The sequence below is a fragment of the Paraburkholderia sejongensis genome (assembly GCF_020880815.1).
In the GTDB taxonomy this organism is placed as follows: Bacteria; Pseudomonadota; Gammaproteobacteria; order Burkholderiales; family Burkholderiaceae; genus Paraburkholderia; species Paraburkholderia sejongensis.
The window spans coordinates 57,658-76,880 of the sequence record NZ_JAJITD010000006.1 but is presented as its reverse complement, the minus strand read 5'-3'; the positions used below and the strand labels follow the sequence as shown (position 1 = coordinate 76,880).

The 19,223-nt window shown below is 62.6% G+C and carries 13 protein-coding genes, 3 tRNA genes and 2 pseudogenes; 11 read left to right on the top strand and 7 right to left on the bottom strand.

The annotated features are described in order from the left end of the window. Positions 1 to 18: 18 nt before the first annotated feature. The 7 genes and pseudogenes from LJ656_RS13320 to LJ656_RS13290 all read left to right on the top strand — a co-directional run. Positions 19 to 147 (top strand): annotated as a pseudogene (locus LJ656_RS13320) (IS5/IS1182 family transposase); the annotation flags it as partial. 397 nt (positions 148 to 544) lie between these two features. Continuing rightward, positions 545 to 2,884, top strand: a complete 2,340-nt coding sequence (locus tag LJ656_RS13315; RefSeq protein ID WP_230509874.1) for an alkaline phosphatase family protein — start codon at positions 545 to 547, stop codon at positions 2,882 to 2,884. Positions 2,885 to 3,135: 251 nt separating this feature from the next. After that, on the top strand, positions 3,136 to 4,617 hold the full coding sequence (locus LJ656_RS13310; RefSeq protein ID WP_230509873.1) for a cytochrome-c peroxidase: 1,482 nt from the start codon (positions 3,136 to 3,138) through the stop codon (positions 4,615 to 4,617). A 64-nt stretch (positions 4,618 to 4,681) separates the two neighbouring features. Further along, positions 4,682 to 5,353, top strand: a complete 672-nt coding sequence (locus LJ656_RS13305; RefSeq protein WP_230509872.1) for a hypothetical protein — start codon at positions 4,682 to 4,684, stop codon at positions 5,351 to 5,353. Between the two features lie 121 nt (positions 5,354 to 5,474). After that, positions 5,475 to 5,550: transfer RNA gene (locus LJ656_RS13300), tRNA-Asn, on the top strand. A 6-nt stretch (positions 5,551 to 5,556) separates the two neighbouring features. After that, positions 5,557 to 5,632, top strand: a tRNA-Gly gene (locus LJ656_RS13295). Positions 5,633 to 5,653: 21 nt separating this feature from the next. Beyond that, positions 5,654 to 5,728: transfer RNA gene (locus LJ656_RS13290), tRNA-Thr, on the top strand. An 88-nt stretch (positions 5,729 to 5,816) separates the two neighbouring features. Here the strand turns inward: LJ656_RS13290 and LJ656_RS13285 are convergent. The 7 genes and pseudogenes from LJ656_RS13285 to LJ656_RS13255 form a co-directional block, all read right to left on the bottom strand. Continuing rightward, positions 5,817 to 6,707 (bottom strand): 2OG-Fe(II) oxygenase, encoded by an 891-nt coding sequence (locus LJ656_RS13285; RefSeq protein WP_230509871.1) that lies wholly within the window; start codon positions 6,705 to 6,707, stop codon positions 5,817 to 5,819. Positions 6,708 to 6,843: 136 nt separating this feature from the next. After that, a complete protein-coding gene (locus tag LJ656_RS13280) occupies positions 6,844 to 7,104 on the bottom strand; it encodes a contact-dependent growth inhibition system immunity protein (protein ID WP_230510178.1) in 261 nt (86 codons plus the stop codon). A gap of 90 nt (positions 7,105 to 7,194) precedes the next feature. Continuing rightward, positions 7,195 to 7,458 (bottom strand): contact-dependent growth inhibition system immunity protein, encoded by a 264-nt coding sequence (locus LJ656_RS13275; RefSeq protein WP_230509870.1) that lies wholly within the window; start codon positions 7,456 to 7,458, stop codon positions 7,195 to 7,197. A gap of 59 nt (positions 7,459 to 7,517) precedes the next feature. Next, positions 7,518 to 7,805: a contact-dependent growth inhibition system immunity protein gene (locus tag LJ656_RS13270; RefSeq protein WP_230509869.1), complete on the bottom strand. Its 288-nt coding sequence runs from the start codon at positions 7,803 to 7,805 to the stop codon at positions 7,518 to 7,520. Between the two features lie 63 nt (positions 7,806 to 7,868). Next, positions 7,869 to 7,994: pseudogene (locus LJ656_RS13265) on the bottom strand (transposase); the annotation flags it as partial. 98 nt (positions 7,995 to 8,092) lie between these two features. After that, positions 8,093 to 8,383 (bottom strand): contact-dependent growth inhibition system immunity protein, encoded by a 291-nt coding sequence (locus LJ656_RS13260; RefSeq protein ID WP_230509868.1) that lies wholly within the window; start codon positions 8,381 to 8,383, stop codon positions 8,093 to 8,095. Between the two features lie 7 nt (positions 8,384 to 8,390). Further along, positions 8,391 to 9,227, bottom strand: coding sequence for an RNase A-like domain-containing protein (locus tag LJ656_RS13255; RefSeq protein WP_230509867.1), 837 nt, complete (start codon positions 9,225 to 9,227; stop codon positions 8,391 to 8,393). 720 nt (positions 9,228 to 9,947) lie between these two features. On the opposite strand from LJ656_RS13255, the gene LJ656_RS13250 reads away from it, so the two are divergent. Genes LJ656_RS13250 through LJ656_RS13235 form a run of 4 tightly spaced genes read left to right on the top strand, consistent with a single transcriptional unit; the run spans position 9,948 to position 19,209 of the window. Beyond that, the gene (locus LJ656_RS13250) at positions 9,948 to 11,162 is read left to right on the top strand and encodes an efflux RND transporter periplasmic adaptor subunit (RefSeq protein WP_230509866.1); all 1,215 of its coding nucleotides are present in this window, start codon (positions 9,948 to 9,950) and stop codon (positions 11,160 to 11,162) included. Between the two features lie 15 nt (positions 11,163 to 11,177). After that, on the top strand, positions 11,178 to 14,312 hold the full coding sequence (locus LJ656_RS13245; protein ID WP_230509865.1) for an efflux RND transporter permease subunit: 3,135 nt from the start codon (positions 11,178 to 11,180) through the stop codon (positions 14,310 to 14,312). Further along, complete coding sequence (locus LJ656_RS13240; protein ID WP_230509864.1) at positions 14,309 to 17,632, top strand: efflux RND transporter permease subunit; 3,324 nt, start codon at positions 14,309 to 14,311, stop codon at positions 17,630 to 17,632. Before LJ656_RS13245 ends, LJ656_RS13240 begins: the two co-directional genes overlap by 4 nt. Next, positions 17,629 to 19,209 (top strand): efflux transporter outer membrane subunit, encoded by a 1,581-nt coding sequence (locus tag LJ656_RS13235; protein ID WP_230509863.1) that lies wholly within the window; start codon positions 17,629 to 17,631, stop codon positions 19,207 to 19,209. The genes LJ656_RS13240 and LJ656_RS13235 overlap by 4 nt, the downstream gene beginning before the upstream one ends. Positions 19,210 to 19,223: the final 14 nt, after the last annotated feature.

The following is a 19,223-nucleotide window of genomic DNA, read 5'->3' as shown; positions in this document are numbered from 1 at the left end:
TGAAATCGCGTGCCGTGGTCGTGCCGAGCTGGTCGGGGCACGCCGCACGTAGCGCAAAACGACGACCGCGTGGGTAGCTCGACTATGGACGCTCGTACGACACGTTGGTCCGGCTACGCCATCAGCCAGCGCAAGCGCAAATACATCGGTTAAATAACAATTGCCTTTCGTGCGCATATCCTGATTCCGCTGACCGATTGGCAATCACCTGCAGTTATTTCGAATTACTTTCAAAATAAAATTTCCGTCAGGAAATCGTAAATAAACAAATTGAACAGAGTGGGACCGCCTTGCCCGGCAGCGATCGCGCGCGAATATCGATCGAATATTTCAATTCCGTGACAGATCTGAATCAATTAATAAATCAGAGCGGGACCGCACGCATCCGGCCAGGCGCCGCAAACAAATGATAAGAAAAATGCTCAGTCAGAGTTATATGTCATAAAAAACAAACATGCCCCTTCGATAATCCCGCTGCTTAAAAACACTGATTAGTTCCGTCAGGGCGGAAAAAAGTCGCATCTCCACCAACAGGGGTCCCACAATGTCGGTCAGTCCAGCTCCACGCAGCACTCTATTCCTTACGTCGATCGCCGCTGCCTGCGTCCTCGCAGCGTGCGGCGGTAACGACGATCACGCATCCAACCCGAGCCCGACAGCCGCGGCCCCGACGTACTCGGGCGTGGTGAGCGCATCGTCGTTTGTGGCGGGCAGCACTTCCGGCAACCCGACGATCAAGGCCGGCTACTACTCGGGCGCGACGGTGTGCATCGACGCGAACGGCAACGGCGTGTGCGATTCGGGCGAGCCGAGCGCGACGACCGACAGCAACGGGCACTTCTCGCTGCAATCGACGGTAAAGGGCCAACTGATCGCCGACGTCAGCACCAAGGCGACCAACACCGCGAGCGGCGCGGCGGTCGCGAGCCACATGATCCTGCGCGCTTCGGCCGCGCAAGTGGCCGACCAGGGCGCGACGAGCGTCGTGATCAGCCCGATGTCGAGCGAAGTGCAACGACTCGTCGAAGCCAACGGCACCGACTATGCAACCGAAAAAGCCAACCTCGCGTCGCGCATGAGCGTCGCGGCGCTGGGCGCGTCGTCGGTCACGGTCAGCGCGAGCGACGTGCTCGCCGATGTGAACAAGCTGTCGGGCGCCGAACAGCAAGCGCTGCTGTTCGAAGACAACCAGTTGACGAACCGCTACACGTACGCGACGACCAAGCTCGATCGCGGCGACATGTACCCGGACAACCTCGCGGTGAGCGGCGGCGATCCGGCGCTGGTCGGCGCCTCGGGCGTGACCGCGCTGACAGCAGTGAAGTCGAGCCAGACGCAGGCGCCGATCACGTTCGCGCAGGCGCAGCAGGCCGCGTTCAACGTGGAAGGCATTCCGCGTTACGACAACGTGTTCGTGATCATGCTCGAGAACCACAGCGTGGGTCCGGTGCCGGGCACGCCGGGTATTCTCGACTCGAGCAACGCGCCGTACATCAACCAGTTCCTGACGGCCAACAACCAGTTCACGACCTACTACTCGACCGGCAACCCGAGCGAGCCGAACTACACGGCACTCGGCGGCGGTGACGACTGGGGTATCGTCGATGACAACTGGTGGGGCTGCGGCGCGGGCACGACCGGCGCGAATGCACCGACCGACAAGGTCTTCGCAGGCGGCACCGCGTCCGACGGTCAGCCGCTCGTCGCGGTCGGCGCACTGCCGCCGACCGACAACTCGCACCTGACGAATTACACGAGCGCATCGTGTTCGTCGACCGGCGCGATCGCGAACCACAACATCCAGGCACCGAACCTGTTCACGCTGCTGTCGCAAGCGGGCATGACGTGGCGTACCTATAGCGAGTCGATGAACCCGGGTCAGGATCCGCGTGCTGACAGCATCGCGGAGAGCACGATCTCGGCGGCCTACACGGGTCCGGGCTCGAACGGCACGGCCTACCCGCTGCCTGGCGCGCTGTACAAGACCAAGCATAGCCCGGCAATCCCGTATCAGACGGCACGCAATCTGCCCGAGTTCTACGCGAACAACCGCACGATCTTCGGCACGCAGTACCCGGCATCGGTACTCGCGAACTCGAAGGATTACCCGATCCCGGCGGGCTACAACTACGATCAGTTCAGCACCGACCTCGCAACCGGCGACGTCGGCAACCTGAACTTCATCATGCCCGACCAGTGCGACGACATGCACGGCACCGGCTCCGATCCGTCGTGCGCGGGCGGCAGCACCGCGATCGTCCAACGCGGCGACGACTACGTGCGTCAGGTGGTGGCGAAGATCCAGGCATCGCCGATCTGGACCAACCCGAACCGCAAGGTCGCGATCGTCGTGATGTTCGACGAAGGCGAGGGCAGCTCGACCTCGTGCTGCGGCTGGAACCCGGTCACGTCGAATGTGAACCAGGCGCCGCTGACGTATGCGAACGGTAAGTACTCGCCGGTCACGACGACGCTGTACAACCAAGGCAACCACGGTCACGGCAACTCGGTGTTCGGCGTCGCGACCAACCAGGCGAACCCGAACGTCGTGGATAGCGACGAGTACAGCCACTTCTCGTTCGTGCGCACGCTGCAGGACATGTTCCAGGTGGCCGACCCGGCGCAACCGTACACGTACCTCGCGCGTGCGAAGTACAGCGAATCGTTCATCGCGAGCAACATCGCGAATCTGCCGGAACTGGCGGGCAGCGCGGATACGCACTTCGACTCCGTGCGTCCGATGAACCACGCGTACGTGACACCGGCGACCTACACGCAGAAGCTGAACACGGTCGACGTGACCAGCACGTCGCTGGCTTCGCGTGGCCCCGGCCCGGACGCGACCCAGACCAACGTCTGGGCGCTGAAGTCGGCGAAGAAGTAACAGGCCGGCGTGCAGGCGGGCGACGCGGTGCGCCGCGTTGTCCGCAGCCAGGTGCTAGCAGGTGCTGAACCACTATTTCACTGCTATTTGAGTGCTTTCTGCCGGACCGCTTTTCGTGCGGTCCGGCAGTTTTCAATTCCATTCGTCCGATCGCCGCGCGGCCTTAGCGGTACTTGCGGTTAGCCAGGCCCTCGTAGTCGAAGGGCCCAGCCAGGACCGCGCGGCAATCGGATTGAGCGATACAGATCGACATGCGAAAACTTTCCCTCGGCGTGCTGTGCGCGCTCTCTGTGATATTGACCGCGTGCGGCGGCGGCGGTGGCGGCGACAGCGGTAATGCTTCGAACCAGAGCGCGTCGGGCAACGGCGGCGCCAGCAGTGTCGCGCCGCCGGCGACGGTCACGCTGAGCGCGGCCGCGCAAGTCGGCAAACAGCTGTTCTTCGACCAGAACCTGTCGGGCAACAGGAACATGGCGTGCGCGACCTGCCACAACCCGCAATACGCGTATGGGCCGCCGAACAGCCTGGCGGTGCAGCTCGGCTCGGATCCGTCGTTGGCGGGCCAGCGTGCGGTGCCTTCGCTGCGCTATAAGTCGATGACGCCCGCGTACAACGACATTGCCGACAACCCCGACGGCATCACGCAAAACGCGCCCGGCGGCGGCTTCATGTGGGACGGCCGCGCGACCACGCTCGCGACCCAGGCCGCGCTGCCGCTGCTCAATCCGGTCGAGATGAACAGCCCGTCGCAGGCTGCCGTGGTCGACGCGGTGAAGAACGGTTCGTATGCGACGCTGTTCAAGCAGGCGTTCGGCGCGGATGTGTTCTCGAACGCCGATGCCGCGTTCAACGATATCGGCCTCGCGTTGCAGGCCTATCAGATAGAAGAGCCGAGCTTTGCGCCGTATTCGAGCAAGTTCGATCTGTACGAATCGAACAAGGTGGGCGGCACGCTGACGGCGGCGGAGTTGCGCGGTCTGCAACTATTCAACGACACCGACAAGGGAGCCGGCTGCGTGGCCTGCCATTACGCGGGCGCGAACTTCAACGGCTCGGTCGGCTTGATGACCGACTTCACGTACCAGGCGATCGGCGCACCGCGTAACGACGCATCGATTCCGGACAACCCGGACCCGATCCCGAGCAATACGAATAGCGCGTACTACGACATGGGTCTGTGCGGTCCGTTCAACACGATCCATCCACCGGGCACCGCCAATAGCGGCGGCGGTCCCAATTCGTTTACCGGCGTGAACGTGCCCGACCCGTATTGCGGCCGATTCAAGGTGCCGACCTTGCGTAACGTCGCGACGCGTACCGCGTTCTTCCATAACGGCGTGTTCCACTCGCTCACGCAGGTGCTCAATTTCTATAACACCCGCGATACCAATCCCGAGTACTGGTATCCGAGCAGCGGCGGCGATAGCAGTCAGACCACGCAGAATCCGTCGTATGCGCTGTTCCCGACCTATGCATCGGGCGCGACGGTGACGAGCTTCAACGATTTGCCGGCAGCGTATCAGGGCAATATCGACGAAGAATTGCCGATGGGGCAAGGGCAGACCGATGCGGGCGGCACGACCGCGGCCGACGGTGCGAAGCCGCGCGCGTTCCATTCGACGCCGCAACTCACGCAGCAGAACATCGCGGATCTGGTGTGCTTTCTGAACACGCTGAGCGATGGTTATCAGGTGCCGGCGACGCAGCCCACTAGCGGCGCTTGCGTGAACTGACCGCGCACCGCGCGTGATACGGGATATTTTCGAGAACCTCATTATTCAATCGAGCAATAACATCATGATTCGACGTTCCACCGCCATCCGCCTTGCAGGCGGCGCGCTTTCCCTGCTTGCACTGACGCTTGCGGCTGGCTGCCACGACAGGAGCCAGGACGCTAATCAGGAAAACTTCACTGCCACGATCAACGATTATCTTGGTAAGCGCGGGCATCTATGTCTCGCCAAATACGATTGGCCTATCTATACGACGACTGAAGATCAGGCCAAACGCACGCGCGATGCGATTCAGATGCCGGTGCTCGAGAAGCTCGGGTTGGTGACGGGCAAGGACATGATGGTCGAGCGGGTCGATGGCGACGGCAAGAAGATCACAGCTGCTGCGCGGCAGTATCAGTTGACCGATGAAGGGAAGAAGTACTACCTGCAGATTCCCGAGGTTGTCGCTACGGCTACTTCGCGGGTGACGCACCCGGCGGATTTTTGTGCGGCGACGCTCAAGCTCGATAAGGTTGTCGGGTGGGAGCGGCCGATGCAGATGGACGGCAAGACGGTGACTTCCGTTGTTTATACGTACAAGATCGAGCCGGCTGGGTGGGCCAAAGATCCGGACGCGCAGCGGGTGTTTCCGATGGTCAAGCGTGTGATCGACGGCGCAGGGACCATGCAGTTGCGCGAAGGGGTGCACCTGACTTCGGAAGGGTGGGTCGCCGACGAGGTGTTTCAGCGCTGAGTGTGCGGGCGCTGCGCGAGCTGGCGCCGCGCAGCCATTGATCGACGCGACATCGCTGTCGAGGGACGCGACAATTTTCCCGAGCGATGTTGTACAATCCGGTCCGCTTCACAAAGCATGATCCCCGATAGCTCAGTCGGTAGAGCGCCGGACTGTTAATCCGTAGGTCCCTGGTTCGAGCCCAGGTCGGGGAGCCAGACAAAGCGGGAGTAGCTCAGTTGGTAGAGCGCAACCTTGCCAAGGTTGAGGTCGCGAGTTCGAGCCTCGTCTCCCGCTCCAGTATTACGTCGTCAACGCGACGCCCATGTGGCTCAGTGGTAGAGCACTCCCTTGGTAAGGGAGAGGTCGGCAGTTCGATCCTGCCCATGGGCACCACCGCGCTTTTGCAACGGCGTATCGATGCGCCGGCATTCTTCCCGCTCCATTCCCGTCTTCGTTTTCCGCTCGGCAAGTATCGCTGACCCTACCCGTGATTTCGCGCCACGAACCGTCGCGTCCGAATCCACTTGGTAGCGACCCACTTGTCCCCGGCGCGCAGCGGCGTGCTCGCGTGCAGCGAACCCGGATCGCACAAGCCGAAGCGATTGCCGTATTCGAAATACAGCGCATGCCCGCGCTGCGGCGTGACCGCCCAGCCGAGCTGCGGAAACACCGTTTCGCCGCCACTTTCGACATCGTTCAGGTACATCAGCAACGTTCCCATCCGTTGCCCGCTACGCGCAATCGATTCACGGTTGGCTTCATTGCCGGTGGCCAGATAATCGACATGCGGAGTCGACTCCGCGCCTTCCTCGTAGTGCAGCATTTGTAACCCTTCGCCATTCTCGACCGGCGTACCGGTCAACTCGGCAATGCGTGCTTCGAGCCGCGCGATCAACGCTGTCTCGCCGAGCCGGAAGAACATCCCGTGACTACTGCGATGACCGGCGACCACGTTGCGTCCCGTCACCGGGTCGACCACCGTCGAGCGATCGAGGCGCGGCTGCGCGAGCGCGATCAGCTGCTCGCATTCTTCGGCGCTCAGGAAATTGGCGAGATGCACGGCGGCCGGACGTTGCAGTCGCGACAGCACGCGCACCTTGCGTTCGCCGAGCTGGATCAACGGACCGTCGGGCACGCGCAGCGCGTCCGGCTGATAGCTGAGCGGGGGGGCGCCGACTTCGAGCTTGTCGCCGGGCAACGGCGCGGCGTACAGGAACGATGCGGAAACCGCTTCGACCATCGCCGACGCCAACTCCGGCGCGCTGTTGCGGCTGACCATCTCGTTGACGATCGCTTGCGGCGCGACGCCGCGTGTCAGGTTGGCGGCGATCCAGTCGCGTACTTCGGCGGGAAAATTGACGGTGATGGACATCGGTAATGGCGGTGGGCGGGAGTGACGGCGAGAGGGCGAGAAAGCTGCGCTCGGATGATAGCGGGGGATTGTGACGGGTGTGGGAAGGGGGGCGGCGGAAGCGAAGCACGCGATTGAAGGCGTACCGGCACGGGCTTCACTCATTCAGGACGCGTTGTACTTCGTCGAGGAACGAGGCAACCGTGTAACCCCACCCCTCCGGACGAAAGCCGTGCCGGAAAGGTATAAACGCGGCGTCCAGATCACCTGAGTGAGCGCGTCGAAATAGCTCTAATTCGCGGAGCAAGTTCGGATATCGATGCGGAGAGTCCTGCTTGTAGCAAGCGACAATCTCCGGAACAGTTGACCCAAATATGTCAAAGTCTTGACCGAAATAGATAGAAAAAAAGTGCTCCATCGCTGGATATTTCGTTGAAGAATTCATTTTTCTCTCATTCGAGGTGGTAGGTGACTCTACTAATCTATCGCCATAAAGCGAGACGAGTGTTCACTCGCGCAAAAGGCGTTGTACTTCTTCAAGGAAAGAAACGGTAGTGTAGCCCCACGGCTCCGCAGAGAAGTGGCGCCAATACCTCTGATGGAATGCCGTATCCAGGTCATTCGGATGGCGATTCCTGAACAGGTCTATCTCGCGAATCAACTTTTGATAGTGATGGCGGAAGTCTTTCTTGTAACGAGCGACAATTTCCGGAACTGTTTCGCCAAAGATGTCGAAGTCCTGGCCGAAATATATTTCGAACAGATTGTCCATCTGCGGGTAGCGGCTTGAAGAGTTAAAACGCATTGCGATCAAATGCAGCAGTCAAGTTGTCATTCTTTCAGGACACTCTGTATCTCGTCGAAGAATGTAGCGATTGTGTAACCCCACCCTTCCGGATGGAAGCCATGCCGGAACGGCATGAATGCAGTGCTGAGATCGTCAGCGTGGTCGCTCCTGAACGACTCCAACTCACCGATGAGATTTTTATAGTGGTGAGGACAATCAAACTTGTAGCACTCGACGATTTCCCGGACTGTCTCGCCGAACAGGTCGAAGTCCTGGCTGAAGTAAGTGCAAAAAAACTGATCCATTTCTGGATGGCACGCTAGAGAATCCATTATTCCATCACTCGATGAAGGCCTCGTATTGCTTGCGCCACGCAAACACCTAGTTTAGGTTCACCCGGGCCGACGGGCAACGGCCGATACCGTTGCTCCCGGCTCCAAGCTTTCCTGCACGATGGCCACTTTCTCCTGGACCGAACGCCGACGACGCTCCGGCTCGGTCAGAACTTCAATGCTTTCCATAATTTGCCTGGGCTTGAAACTAGTCACAAGGCTACACCTTATTAAAGAGGGGCCTCGTGTCTTGAGAATCAAGGAGCTAGTCCAATCGGATCGGTTGATTATTTGCGCAATTGGCGCTGTATCTCGTCGAGAAAGGACGTGACCGTGTACCCCCAAGGCTCGGGTCGAAACGAGCGCAAATACGTCTCTTCGAATGCGCTGGCCAGGTCATTCGGGTGCTGGCTCCTGAACGAGTCGATTTCGCGAATCAGGCTTGCGCAATGGTGAGGTGAGTCCTTCTTGTAGCACGCCACAATTTCAGGGACGCTTGCCCCGAACAAATCGGAGTCCTGGCCGAAATAAATGCTAAACATGTGGTCCATTTCTGGATAGAGATCTGATGATTTCATTTCTTGCTCATTCGATGTAGGCGGTGAGAATGTAATACGGCATGCCGTTGTAGGTTTCGTATTTCAACGCAACAAAAACTTTGTTCATTCGTGTAAGTTTTCCGGTTGAACGCGTCACTCCGTATCCGATGTCTCCTGGAACGACCTTACTCACTTTCTCTATATTTTTTCGATTTGGTGACCGTGCCCATGTCTCAATGAATGCTGCATTGGCACGCAAGGTTTCCGAGATGGCACGCTCCGCCTGCTCAACGGTTGTAAAAGAGGATACGACTCTTCGAAATGGCTCGCGTCTTAGACGGTCCCGAAGCCAAGCCTCATCCTTCCCAACATGCTTTAGAAGTGTATGCCCACCGAGCTTCGGCTGCGCGGCCTTCGCCTCATGCATCTGCAGATCGATCCGGCCGCGCGTAATACTGGCCGCCCGCGCAGCCTTGATAGACCCCGCAAATCCGAACGGCACCATCAGATCGAGTGAGACGGCGATATGGTTCGCCATCTCCGGCCCGGCCTTCATGGCCTGAGCCAGCTTGCTGGTGCCCTGCTGCGTGAGTGAGAGGGTGTCGTACCCGGTCCACACCTGCCGCAAACCTGTGGCCGCGGCATCCGAGCCATGCGCACCGAACACGATGCAACCGGCCTTGCTTGCCATCGTCGGTTCGGGCAGCACACACAGCGCCGCCGCACCGACCATCTCAAGAACACCGCCGACCACCTGTAACCCGCCCCAAAGCCGGTTGGTCAGCATCTCTGTCTGGCTAATCGACTGACGGGCCAACACCGCGGCCAATTGCGGCGCGCTCAGCACTATCCGCAGGCCGTCTGAATCATCTTGATAAGACATCCGAATCGCTCTCCATTTATGGGGAGCGGAAAAGCTAACAATTAGCCCGGATGGATTAAATGGGCGAAGGATGATTTTCGGGTGTCACTTGTCCTAAGCCAATTTGGTCTCCGTAAGGCGCGCGGTTTATCTCGATAAAACGGCGCCCGGCAGTAGCAGGGCGTTCGCCCATAAGGAATAGGGCGTTTTTTGGATTTCGTTGCCGCAGTACCGGAAACCAGATTGGAAGAAATTCGACTGAATCGCGCCATCCTCTACCGCGATACTCCCGCTGCTGGCGAGCGAAAGTCAGCAGATGCAAAGCTGTAATGACGTCACGCCAGTGAGCCGAACAGTGCTGGTGCGGCAGATCTTCTCTAACGGAATGGACGTTTCGACGCTTGCCCCTCCCGGCGCATCGAACAAGACACCCGCCTTACCATCGCTTGCACCGATCGCCTCACCTCAATCCGTCTCCACTCCGCACCCCTCCAAACACTGCCTTTTCCCAACCCCCCCACATGTTTCACACCTGTAACTCAAGCCCGCCGCAAGCCGGTTACATTGACGCCATTCCGGCAGTGATAAAACCGCGCCATAAACCTTTCGTTTTGCCAACAATTAATCCGGCAAGCATCGCCTGATGACAACCCGCGCGAACCATGGCAAGTTTGCGCAGTCCCGCCACAGGACGACGCCGCAGCCGAACATCAACATAACTATCTGTATCCGGAGTACACCATGAGCGAAACCGTGTCCCCGCCGCCGAAGCGCTCCCGACGCGGGCTCATCGTCTTCGCGTTGATTCTGCTGGTGCTGATCGCCGTGGTCGTGGTTCATCTGCTGACGCGCAAGAAGCCCACCCACGAGAGCGCGCCGATCGTCGTCACCGTCACCCGCGCGACGCTCGGTTCGATGCCCGTCACGCTCAGCGAACTCGGCACCGTCACGCCGACCGCGACCGTCACCGTGCTGCCGCAACTGAGCGGCTACCTGACCGAAGTCGGCTATCACGAAGGCCAGGAGGTGCAGAAAGGCCAGTTCCTCGCGCAGATCGATCCGCGTCAATATCAGATCAGCAAGCAGCAGGCGCAGGCAACGCTCGCGAAAGACCGCGCGTCGCTCGCGCAGGCCCGCGCCGATCTTGAACGCTATACGCAGTTGAACGAGCACAAGTCGATCGCGCAGCAGACTTTCGCGGACCAGCAGTTCCTCGTGCAGCAGGACGAGGCGGCGGTCAAGGCCGATCTCGCCAATATCGCGCAATACGACCTCAATCTCGCCTATTGCCGGATCACCGCGCCGATCGCCGGCAAGGTCGGATTGCGGCTCGTCGATCCGGGCAACTACGTGACCGCGTCGTCGACGACCGGCATCGTCGTGATCACCACGGTCAAGCCGACCACGGTGCAGTTCACGGTGCCGCAGGACTCGCTCGCGTCGATCGTGCAGCGCCTGAACGCCGGCGCGAAGCTGCCGGTGACCGCCTATTCGAGCGACAACGTGCGCGAGATCGCGACCGGCACGCTGTACGCGGTCAGCAACCAGATGGCCACCGCGACCGGCACCGTGACGCTGCGCGCGACTTTCGCGAACGACGACGAAGCGCTGTTCCCGAACGAGTTCGTCAACGTGAAGCTGCTGGTCGACACGATGCAGAACGCGGTGCTGGTGCCGACCGCCGCGGTGCAGACCGGCGCGCCGGGCGACTTCGTCTACCTGGTCAATCCGAACAGCACGGTGTCCGTGCATAAGGTCAGGCTCGGCCCGAGCGATGGCAAAAACACGGTGATCCTGTCGGGCCTCGCGGCCGGCAACGAAGTGGTGACAGACGGCACCGACCGTCTGAGCGACGGTGCGAAGATTCAGCCGGCGCATCCGCAGCCCGCTTCGGCCCCCGCAGCCGCGGCGCCCACCTCGGCAGCCGCGCCCGCCTCCGCAGCCGCGGCGTCGTAACGGACCGCCGCGCCGATGAACATCTCCCGTCTGTTCATTCTCCGACCGGTCGCGACGCTGCTGCTGATGATCGCGATGGTGCTGGTCGGTCTGATCGCGATGCGCGTGCTGCCGGTGTCGTCGCTGCCGAACGTCGACTATCCGACCATTCAGGTGCAGACCTTCTATCCGGGCGCGAGCCCGACGGTGATGGCCACCACCGTGACCGCGCCGCTCGAAGTGCAGCTAGGCCAGATCCCCGGTTTGCAGCAGATGACGTCGTATAGCTCGGACGGCGCATCGGTGATCACGCTGCAGTTCGATCTGTCGCTGAACCTGGATATCGCCGAGCAGAACGTGCAGCAGGCGATCAACGCGTCGAACAGTTTTCTGCCGTCGGGTCTGCCCGCGCCGCCGACCTATGCGAAGGTCAATCCGGCCGACCAGCCGATCCTCACGCTCGCGATCACGTCGAAGTCGATGTCGCTCACGCAGTTGCAGGACGTCGCCAACAATCGCCTCGGCACGAAGATTTCGCAAGTGGCCGGCGTCGGCGTCGTCACGACCAGCGGCGGCAACGTGCCGGCGATCCGCGTCGAAGCGGACCCGCACAAGCTCGCCGCATATGGCCTGAATATCGACGATCTGCGCACGCTGCTCAGCTACGTGAACGTGAGTCAGCCGAAGGGCAACTTCGACGGCCCCGATCTCGACTACACGATCAACGGCAACGACCAGATCACCGATCCCAAGGACTACCTGGACACGGTGATCGCGTATCAGAACGGCTCGCCGGTGTTCATGCGCGACGTCGCGCGCGTGAGCCAGGCGGCCCAGGACGTCGAGCGCGGCGCCTGGTACAACGGCGAGCCGGCGATCGTGCTGAACGTGCAGCGTCAGCCCGGCGCGAACGTGATCCAGACGGTCAGCCAGATCAAAAAGCAGTTGCCGCAACTCGAAGCGACGCTGCCGGCCGGCATGAAAGTGACCGTGGTGTCGGACAGCACCGGCGTGATCCGCGCGTCGGTCGCCGACGCCGCGTTCGAACTGATCCTCGCGATCGTGCTGGTGGTCGCCGTGATCTTCGTATTCCTGCGCAACGTGCCGGCCACGCTGATTCCGAGCGTATCGGTGCCGGTCTCGCTGATCGGCACGCTCGCGGTGATGTACCAGCTCAATTACTCGATCGACAACCTGTCGCTGATGGCGCTGATCATCGCGACCGGCTTCGTGGTCGACGATTCGATCGTGATGATCGAGAACATCGTCCGCTATCTGGAGGAGGGGATGACGCCGCTCGAAGCCGCGCTCGAAGGCGCCGGGCAGATCGGCTTCACGATTTTGTCGCTGACCGTATCGCTGATCGCGGTGCTGATTCCGCTGCTGTTCATGGGCGGCGTGATCGGCCGGCTGTTCAGCGAATTCGCGGTGACGCTCGCGGTCACGATCGTGATCTCGGCGGTTGTTTCGCTGACCGTGGTGCCGATGCTGTGCGCGCGAATGTTGCGCGCGCAGGCCGAGCGTCATCCGAGCCGCTTCGAGCGCATCAGCGAGGGGCTGTTCGACAAGACGCTCGCCGCGTACAAGCGCGGCCTCGAGTGGGTGCTCGATCATCAGCCGCTGACGCTCGCGGTCGCGGTCCTCACCGTGGTGCTGACCGGCATCCTCTACGTGGTGATTCCGAAGGGGCTGTTTCCGGTCCAGGATGTCGGCGTGATCGAAGGGATCAGCGTGGCCGACAATTCGGTATCGTATGCGGCGATGGTCAAGCGGCAGAGCGCGCTCGCCGACGCGGTGCTGAAGGACCCGGACGTGGTGTCGCTCACGTCGTACGTGGGCATCGACGGGATCAACGCGACGCTGAACAATGGCCGCTTCCTGATCAATCTGCGCGATCGCGACCAGCGCTCCGACTCCGCGCAGGAAGTCGCCCGCCGTCTGCAACAGGAAGTCGCGCACGTGCCCGGCGTGAAGCTGTTCATGCAGCCCGAGCAGGATTTGACGCTCGACACCACGGTGTCGCCGAACCAGTACAGTTTCGTGCTGCGCGGGCCGAGCCAGCAGGCGTTCCAGAAGTACGTGCCGGAACTGGTCGAGCGGCTGAAGCGGATTGCCGCGCTCGAAGACGTGCACAGCGACCTCGATACCGATGGCCTGAGCGTGCACGTCGAAGTGAACCGGCAACTGGCGGCGCGCTTCGGCATCACGCTGGCGACGATCGATAACGCGCTGTACGACGCGCTCGGCCAGCGCATCGTGTCGACGATCTTCGAGCAGTCGAATCAGTACCGGGTGATTCTGGTCGCGAAGCCGGAGACGATGCCGACCGTGCAGTCGATCGGCAATCTGTATCTGCCGAGTCAAACCAGCAGCAGCGGCCAGGTGCCGCTGTCGGGGATCGCGAAGATCGAGATCAGAAAGGCGCCGCTGGTGATCAGCCATCTCGCGCAGTTTCCATCGGTGACGGTGTCGTTCAATCTCGCGAAGGGCGCATCGCTGAGCACCGCGGTCCGCGAGATTCACGCGGCCGAGCAGGCGGTCAATCTGCCGCCGTCGATCACGTCGTCGCTGCAAGGCGCGACCGCTGCGTTCGAGGATTCGCTGTCCAGCGAGGTCTATCTGCTGATCGCCGCGCTGGTCGCCGTCTATATCGTGCTCGGGGTGTTGTACGAAAGCTTCATCCATCCGGTCACGATCCTGTCGACGCTGCCGTCGGCCGGCATCGGCGCGCTGCTCGCGCTGATGCTCGCGGGAATGGACCTCGACGTGATCGGCATCATCGGCATCGTGCTGCTGATCGGCATCGTCAAGAAGAACGCGATCATGATGGTCGACTTCGCGCTCGACGCCGAACGCAATCACGGCAAGGCGCCGCGCGACGCGATCTTCGAGGCGTCGCTGCTGCGCTTCCGGCCGATCCTGATGACCACGCTCGCGGCGATGCTCGGCGCGCTGCCGATGCTGCTCGGCACCGGCACGGGCTCCGAACTGCGACGGCCGCTGGGCCTCGCGATCATCGGCGGTCTGACGCTGAGCCAGATGCTGACGCTGTTCACGACGCCGGTGATCTATCTGTTCTTCGACCGGATGGCCGCGCGCGTGAAGCGTTGGCGCGCGCAGCGCAACGCGGGCAGCGGCGGCAATGACGACCACCCGGAGGGCGCGCGGTGAACATCCCGGCGCTCTTCATCCGGCGGCCGGTCGCGACCACGCTGCTGGCCATCGCGATCCTGATCTCCGGCACGCTCGCGTATTTCCGCATGCCGGTCGCGCCGCTGCCGAACATCGCGTTTCCGGTGATCGTCGTGCAGGCGAACATGGCCGGCGCGAGCCCCGAGATCATGGCGGCGACGGTGGCCGAGCCGCTCGAACGGCGCCTCGGCACGATCGCCGACGTGCAGGAGCTGACTTCGATCAACAGCGTCGGCTCGTCGCTGGTCGTCGTGCTGTTCGGCATCAATCGCGACATCAACGGCGCCGCGCGCGATGTCGAGGCGGCGATCCAGGCCGCGCGCGCCGATCTGCCGACCACACTGCGCAGTAATCCTTCCTATCGCCAGTACAACCCGGCCGACGCGCCGATCATGGTGCTGTCGCTGACGTCCGACACGCTGACCAAAGCGCAGTTGTACGACTCCGCCGATTCGGTGATCCAGCAGCAGCTATCGCAGGTCAAGGGCGTCGGCCAGATCACGCTGGGCGGCGGTGCGCTGCCCAGCGTGCGGGTCGAGTTGCAGCCGGGCAAGCTGAACAGCTATGGGATCGGCCTCGAAGACGTGCGCGCGGCGATCGGCGCGGCCAACGCGAACAGTGCGAAGGGGCATCTGGATGTCGGCGAGCAGCGCTACGTGGTCACGTCGAACGATCAGATCACGCACGCGGCGCCGTATCGCGATCTGGTGATCGCGTACCGCGACGGCGCGCCGGTGCAGTTGCGCGATGTCGCCCAGGTGCGCGACTCGAACGAAAACATCCGCAATGCGGGGCTGTTCAACGGCAAGTCGGCGATCCTCGTGATCGTCTATCCGACGCCGGGCAGCAATGTGGTCAGCACGGTTGCGCAGATCCGCAACGTGCTGCCGGCGATCGAGGCGACGCTGCCGAGCACGATTCACGTCGGCGTTGCGATCGACCGCTCGGAGTCGGTGCGCGCATCGGTCGGCGATACCGAGCGCACGCTGTTCATCGCGGTGCTGCTGGTGGTCGGCGTCGTGTTCATTTTTCTGCAGTCGCCGAGCGCGACGCTGGTGCCGGCGGTCGCGTTGCCGCTGTCGATCGTCGGCAGCTTCGGGCCGATGTATCTGCTCGGCTATAGCATCGACAATCTGTCGCTGATGGCGCTGACGATCGGCACCGGCTTCGTGGTCGACGACGCGGTCGTGGTGCTGGAAAACGTCGTGCGTCACATCGAACTCGGCTTGAGTCCGAAGGAGGCTGCGATCAAGGGCGCGGGCGAGGTCGGCTTCACGGTGATCTCGATGAGCCTGTCGCTGATCGCGGTGTTCCTGCCGATCATCATGATGCCGGGCATCCTCGGCCTGCTGTTTCACGAGTTCGCGATCACGCTGTCGATCGCGATCATGATTTCGCTGGTGATCTCGCTGACGGTCACGCCGGCGATGTGCGCATACCTGCTGAGCCGCAACGATGCGGGCCACTCGAAGGCGCGGTGGGCGCGCTGGGTCGAGCATCAGTTCGACCGCTTCAAGAACATGTACGCGCGTTCGCTGACGGCGGTGCTCGATCATTCGCTGGCGGTGATCGTGCTGCTGTTCGCGCTGCTGGTCGGCAACGTGTTCCTGCTGAAGCTGGTGCCGGCCACCTTCTTCCCGGAGCAGGACACCGGCATTCTGATCGGCCAGATCATCGCCGACCAGAGCATCTCGTTTCCGGCGATGCAGAAAAAGCTCGCGCAATTGCAGGCGATCGTGCAGCGCGATCCGGCGGTGCAGTCGGTCGCGGGCTTTACCGGCGGCCGCGCGCTCAATACCGCGAGCGTGTTTATCGAACTCAAACCGCTCGATGAGCGGCACGCAACCGCCACCGAAGTCGTCAACCGGCTGCGGCCGAAGCTCGACGAGGTATCGGGCGCGCGGCTCTTTTTGCAGGCGCAGCAGGATTTGCGGATCGGCGGCCGGCAGTCGGCGGCCGAGTATCAGTACACGCTGACCAGCGACGATGCGGCCGCGCTGTTCAAGTGGACGCCGAAGCTGGTCGCCGCGCTGTCGAAGCAGCATGGCCAATTGCTCGACGTGAATTCCGATCTGGAACAGAACGGTTTGCAGACCTACGTGAAGATCAATCGCGCGACGGCCGCGCGCTACGGTTTCGCGCCGAACCAGATCGACAACGTGCTGTACGACGCGTTCGGCCAGCGCACCGTGTCGACGATCTACAACCCGCTGAATCAGTACTTCGTCGTGATGGAGCTGGCACCCGAGTACTGGCAGTATCCGCAGTCATTGAGCCAGATCTATCTGAGCACCGCGTCGGGCAATCCGGCCGGCACCGCGGCCACGCAGATGCCGGGCGGCACGGTATCGGGCGCGACCGGTTCGACCGCGAGCAGCAAGGGGAGCACCAACGCGAACACCAACTCGCGCAACGCGAACGCGCAGTCGAATGCGACCAACAACGCGATCGCCAACAGCAAGGGCGGCAGCTCGACCGGCAGCGCCGATAGTACGGCGGCCGAAACGATGGTGCCGTTGTCGGTGCTCGCGTCGTACACGAACAGCCACACGGCGACCCAGGTGAACCACCAGAGCGGGCTGGTCGCCGCGACGATCTCGTTCAACCTGCCGGCCGGCGGCACGCTGAGCGAGGCGGGCAAGACGATCGACGACACGATCCGCGAACTCGGCGTGCCGGCGAGCATCCACGGTTCGTTCGCGGGCGCGGCGGCGGCATTTTCGCAATCGATGGGCACCGTGCCGCTGCTGATTCTCGCCGCGCTCGGCGTCGTCTATATCGTGCTCGGCGTGCTGTACGAAAGTTCGATCCATCCGCTGACGATTCTGTCGACGCTGCCGTCCGCGTTTATCGGCGCGACGCTCGCGCTGCTGATTTTCGGCACGCCGTTCTCGGTGATCGCGTTGATCGGCGTGATTCTGCTGATCGGCATCGTGAAGAAAAACGGCATCATGATGGTCGACGTCGCGATCCAGTTGCAGCGCGAGCAAAGCATGCCGGCGCGGGACGCGATTCACGAAGCCGCGCTGATCCGGCTACGGCCGATCATGATGACGACGTTCGCGGCCGTGCTCGGCGCGGTGCCGCTCGCGCTCGGCGTCGGTCAGGGCGGTTCGCTGCGCGAGCCGCTCGGGATCACCGTGATGGGCGGGCTGATCGTGAGCCAGCTGTTCACGCTCTACACGACGCCGGTGATTTACCTGTACCTCGACCGCCTGCGCGCGCGGCTGGTCCGATGGTCCGCGCGGCTGCGCTGGAACCGCGGCGCGAGGCCGGGACAACCGGATACGAAGGCATGACGATGAAGAATCTGTTTGAACGATCGATACGGCCGGGCTTACCGGTGTCACCGGTTTCGGCCTCGACGCTCGCCGTCGCGTTGCTCGCGATATTGAACGCGGGCTGCATGGTCGGCCCCGACTATCACCGGCCGCAGGTACGCGTGCCGGCAACGTATTCGGAGCTGCCGGGCTGGACCCGCGCCGAACCGAACGCGGCCGCGCCGAAGGGCACGTGGTGGACCGCGTTCAACGATCCGCTGATCGACGAACTCGAACCGCTGGTCGCGGTATCGAACCAGACGGTGCGCGCGGACTATGCGAACTATCAGCAAGCGCTCGCCGAAGTGCGGGTCGCGCACGCGAGCCTGTTTCCGACCATCGGCGTGACCGGCTCGGCCACGCGCGAACGCGCGAGCAGCGGTTCGGTCAGCTCGTCCGGCAGCTTCCTGAACGGCACGAGCGCGCGCATCGTCAACGCCGGCTCGCTCGAAGGCAGTGTGGACTGGGCGCCCGATCTGTGGGGGCAGGTGCGTCGCACGGTCGAGGAAAACGCGGCGACCGCGCAGGCCACCGAAGCGACGCTCGCGAACGCGACGCTCTCCGAGCAGGTCGCGCTCGCGACCGCGATCATCGAACTGCGCACCACCGACGCGAACATCGACCTGCTGCAAAGAACGGTCGAAGCGTATCAGCACTATCTGGATGTGGTCAGCGAGCAGGACCGCGCGGGCACGATCTCGCCGGCCGACGTGATCACCGCGCGCAATCAGCTCAATACCGCGAAGTCCAATCTGATCGCGCTCGGCGTCGCCCGTGCGCAGTACGCGCACGCGATCGCGGTGCTGGTCGGCAAGAACCCGGAGGAGCTGTCGATCACGCACAGCACCGCGATGCCGGCGTTGCCTGTGGTGCCGGCCGGCGTGCCGTCGACGCTGCTCGAACGCCGCCCCGACATCGCCGCCGCCGAGCGCAAGATGGCCGCGCAGAACGCGGCGATCGGCGTCGCGGTGGCCGCGTATTACCCGGACATTTCGATCTCGGGCGCGCTCGGCTTCACGCAGTCGCCGCTGAACGGCTTGTTGAAGGCCGCGAACTACGTGTGGTCGCTCGGCGGCAGCGCGACCCAGACGTTGTTCGACGGCGGGCTGCGCAGCGCGGATGTGGACGCCGCGAAAGCCGCCTACGACGCGACGGTCGCGAACTATCGCGGCACGGTGCTGGCCGCGTTCCAGAACGTCGAGGACGATCTGTCGGGCTTGCGGATTCTCGCCGAGCAGGCCGACGTGCTCGACGCGGCGGTGCGCGACGCGGACCGCGGCGCGCAGATCGCGTTCGACGAGTACCAGGCCGGCACCGTCGATTTCACGACGGTCGCAACCGCGCAGGCGGCCCAACTGAACATCCGGCAAACCGCGCTGAACGTGCAGGAGTCGCGGCTGCTGCATGCGGCGTCTTTGTTCGGCGATCTGGGCGGCGGGTGGTCGGCGGATCTGTTGCACGATCCGCGTCATCCGGCGGCCGTGGCTGCGGGGGCGTCGGCTTCCGCCGCGGCCGGCGCGGATAACGAACAGGCTGCAACGGCCAAACCGCAATGACCGAGCCGCAATGA

What these genes read in the sequence shown, in the direction of transcription:
- LJ656_RS13315 (WP_230509874.1), top strand. Translation starts at nt 545, where the DNA reads ATGTCGGTCAGTCCAGCTCCACGCAGCACTCTATTCCTTACGTCGATC.
- LJ656_RS13310 (WP_230509873.1), top strand. Translation starts at nt 3,136, where the DNA reads ATGCGAAAACTTTCCCTCGGCGTGCTGTGCGCGCTCTCTGTGATATTG.
- LJ656_RS13305 (WP_230509872.1), top strand. Translation starts at nt 4,682, where the DNA reads ATGATTCGACGTTCCACCGCCATCCGCCTTGCAGGCGGCGCGCTTTCC.
- LJ656_RS13285 (WP_230509871.1), bottom strand. Translation starts at nt 6,707, where the DNA reads ATGTCCATCACCGTCAATTTTCCCGCCGAAGTACGCGACTGGATCGCC.
- LJ656_RS13280 (WP_230510178.1), bottom strand. Translation starts at nt 7,104, where the DNA reads ATGGAGCACTTTTTTTCTATCTATTTCGGTCAAGACTTTGACATATTT.
- LJ656_RS13275 (WP_230509870.1), bottom strand. Translation starts at nt 7,458, where the DNA reads ATGGACAATCTGTTCGAAATATATTTCGGCCAGGACTTCGACATCTTT.
- LJ656_RS13270 (WP_230509869.1), bottom strand. Translation starts at nt 7,805, where the DNA reads ATGGATTCTCTAGCGTGCCATCCAGAAATGGATCAGTTTTTTTGCACT.
- LJ656_RS13260 (WP_230509868.1), bottom strand. Translation starts at nt 8,383, where the DNA reads ATGAAATCATCAGATCTCTATCCAGAAATGGACCACATGTTTAGCATT.
- LJ656_RS13255 (WP_230509867.1), bottom strand. Translation starts at nt 9,227, where the DNA reads ATGTCTTATCAAGATGATTCAGACGGCCTGCGGATAGTGCTGAGCGCG.
- LJ656_RS13250 (WP_230509866.1), top strand. Translation starts at nt 9,948, where the DNA reads ATGAGCGAAACCGTGTCCCCGCCGCCGAAGCGCTCCCGACGCGGGCTC.
- LJ656_RS13245 (WP_230509865.1), top strand. Translation starts at nt 11,178, where the DNA reads ATGAACATCTCCCGTCTGTTCATTCTCCGACCGGTCGCGACGCTGCTG.
- LJ656_RS13235 (WP_230509863.1), top strand. Translation starts at nt 17,629, where the DNA reads ATGACGATGAAGAATCTGTTTGAACGATCGATACGGCCGGGCTTACCG.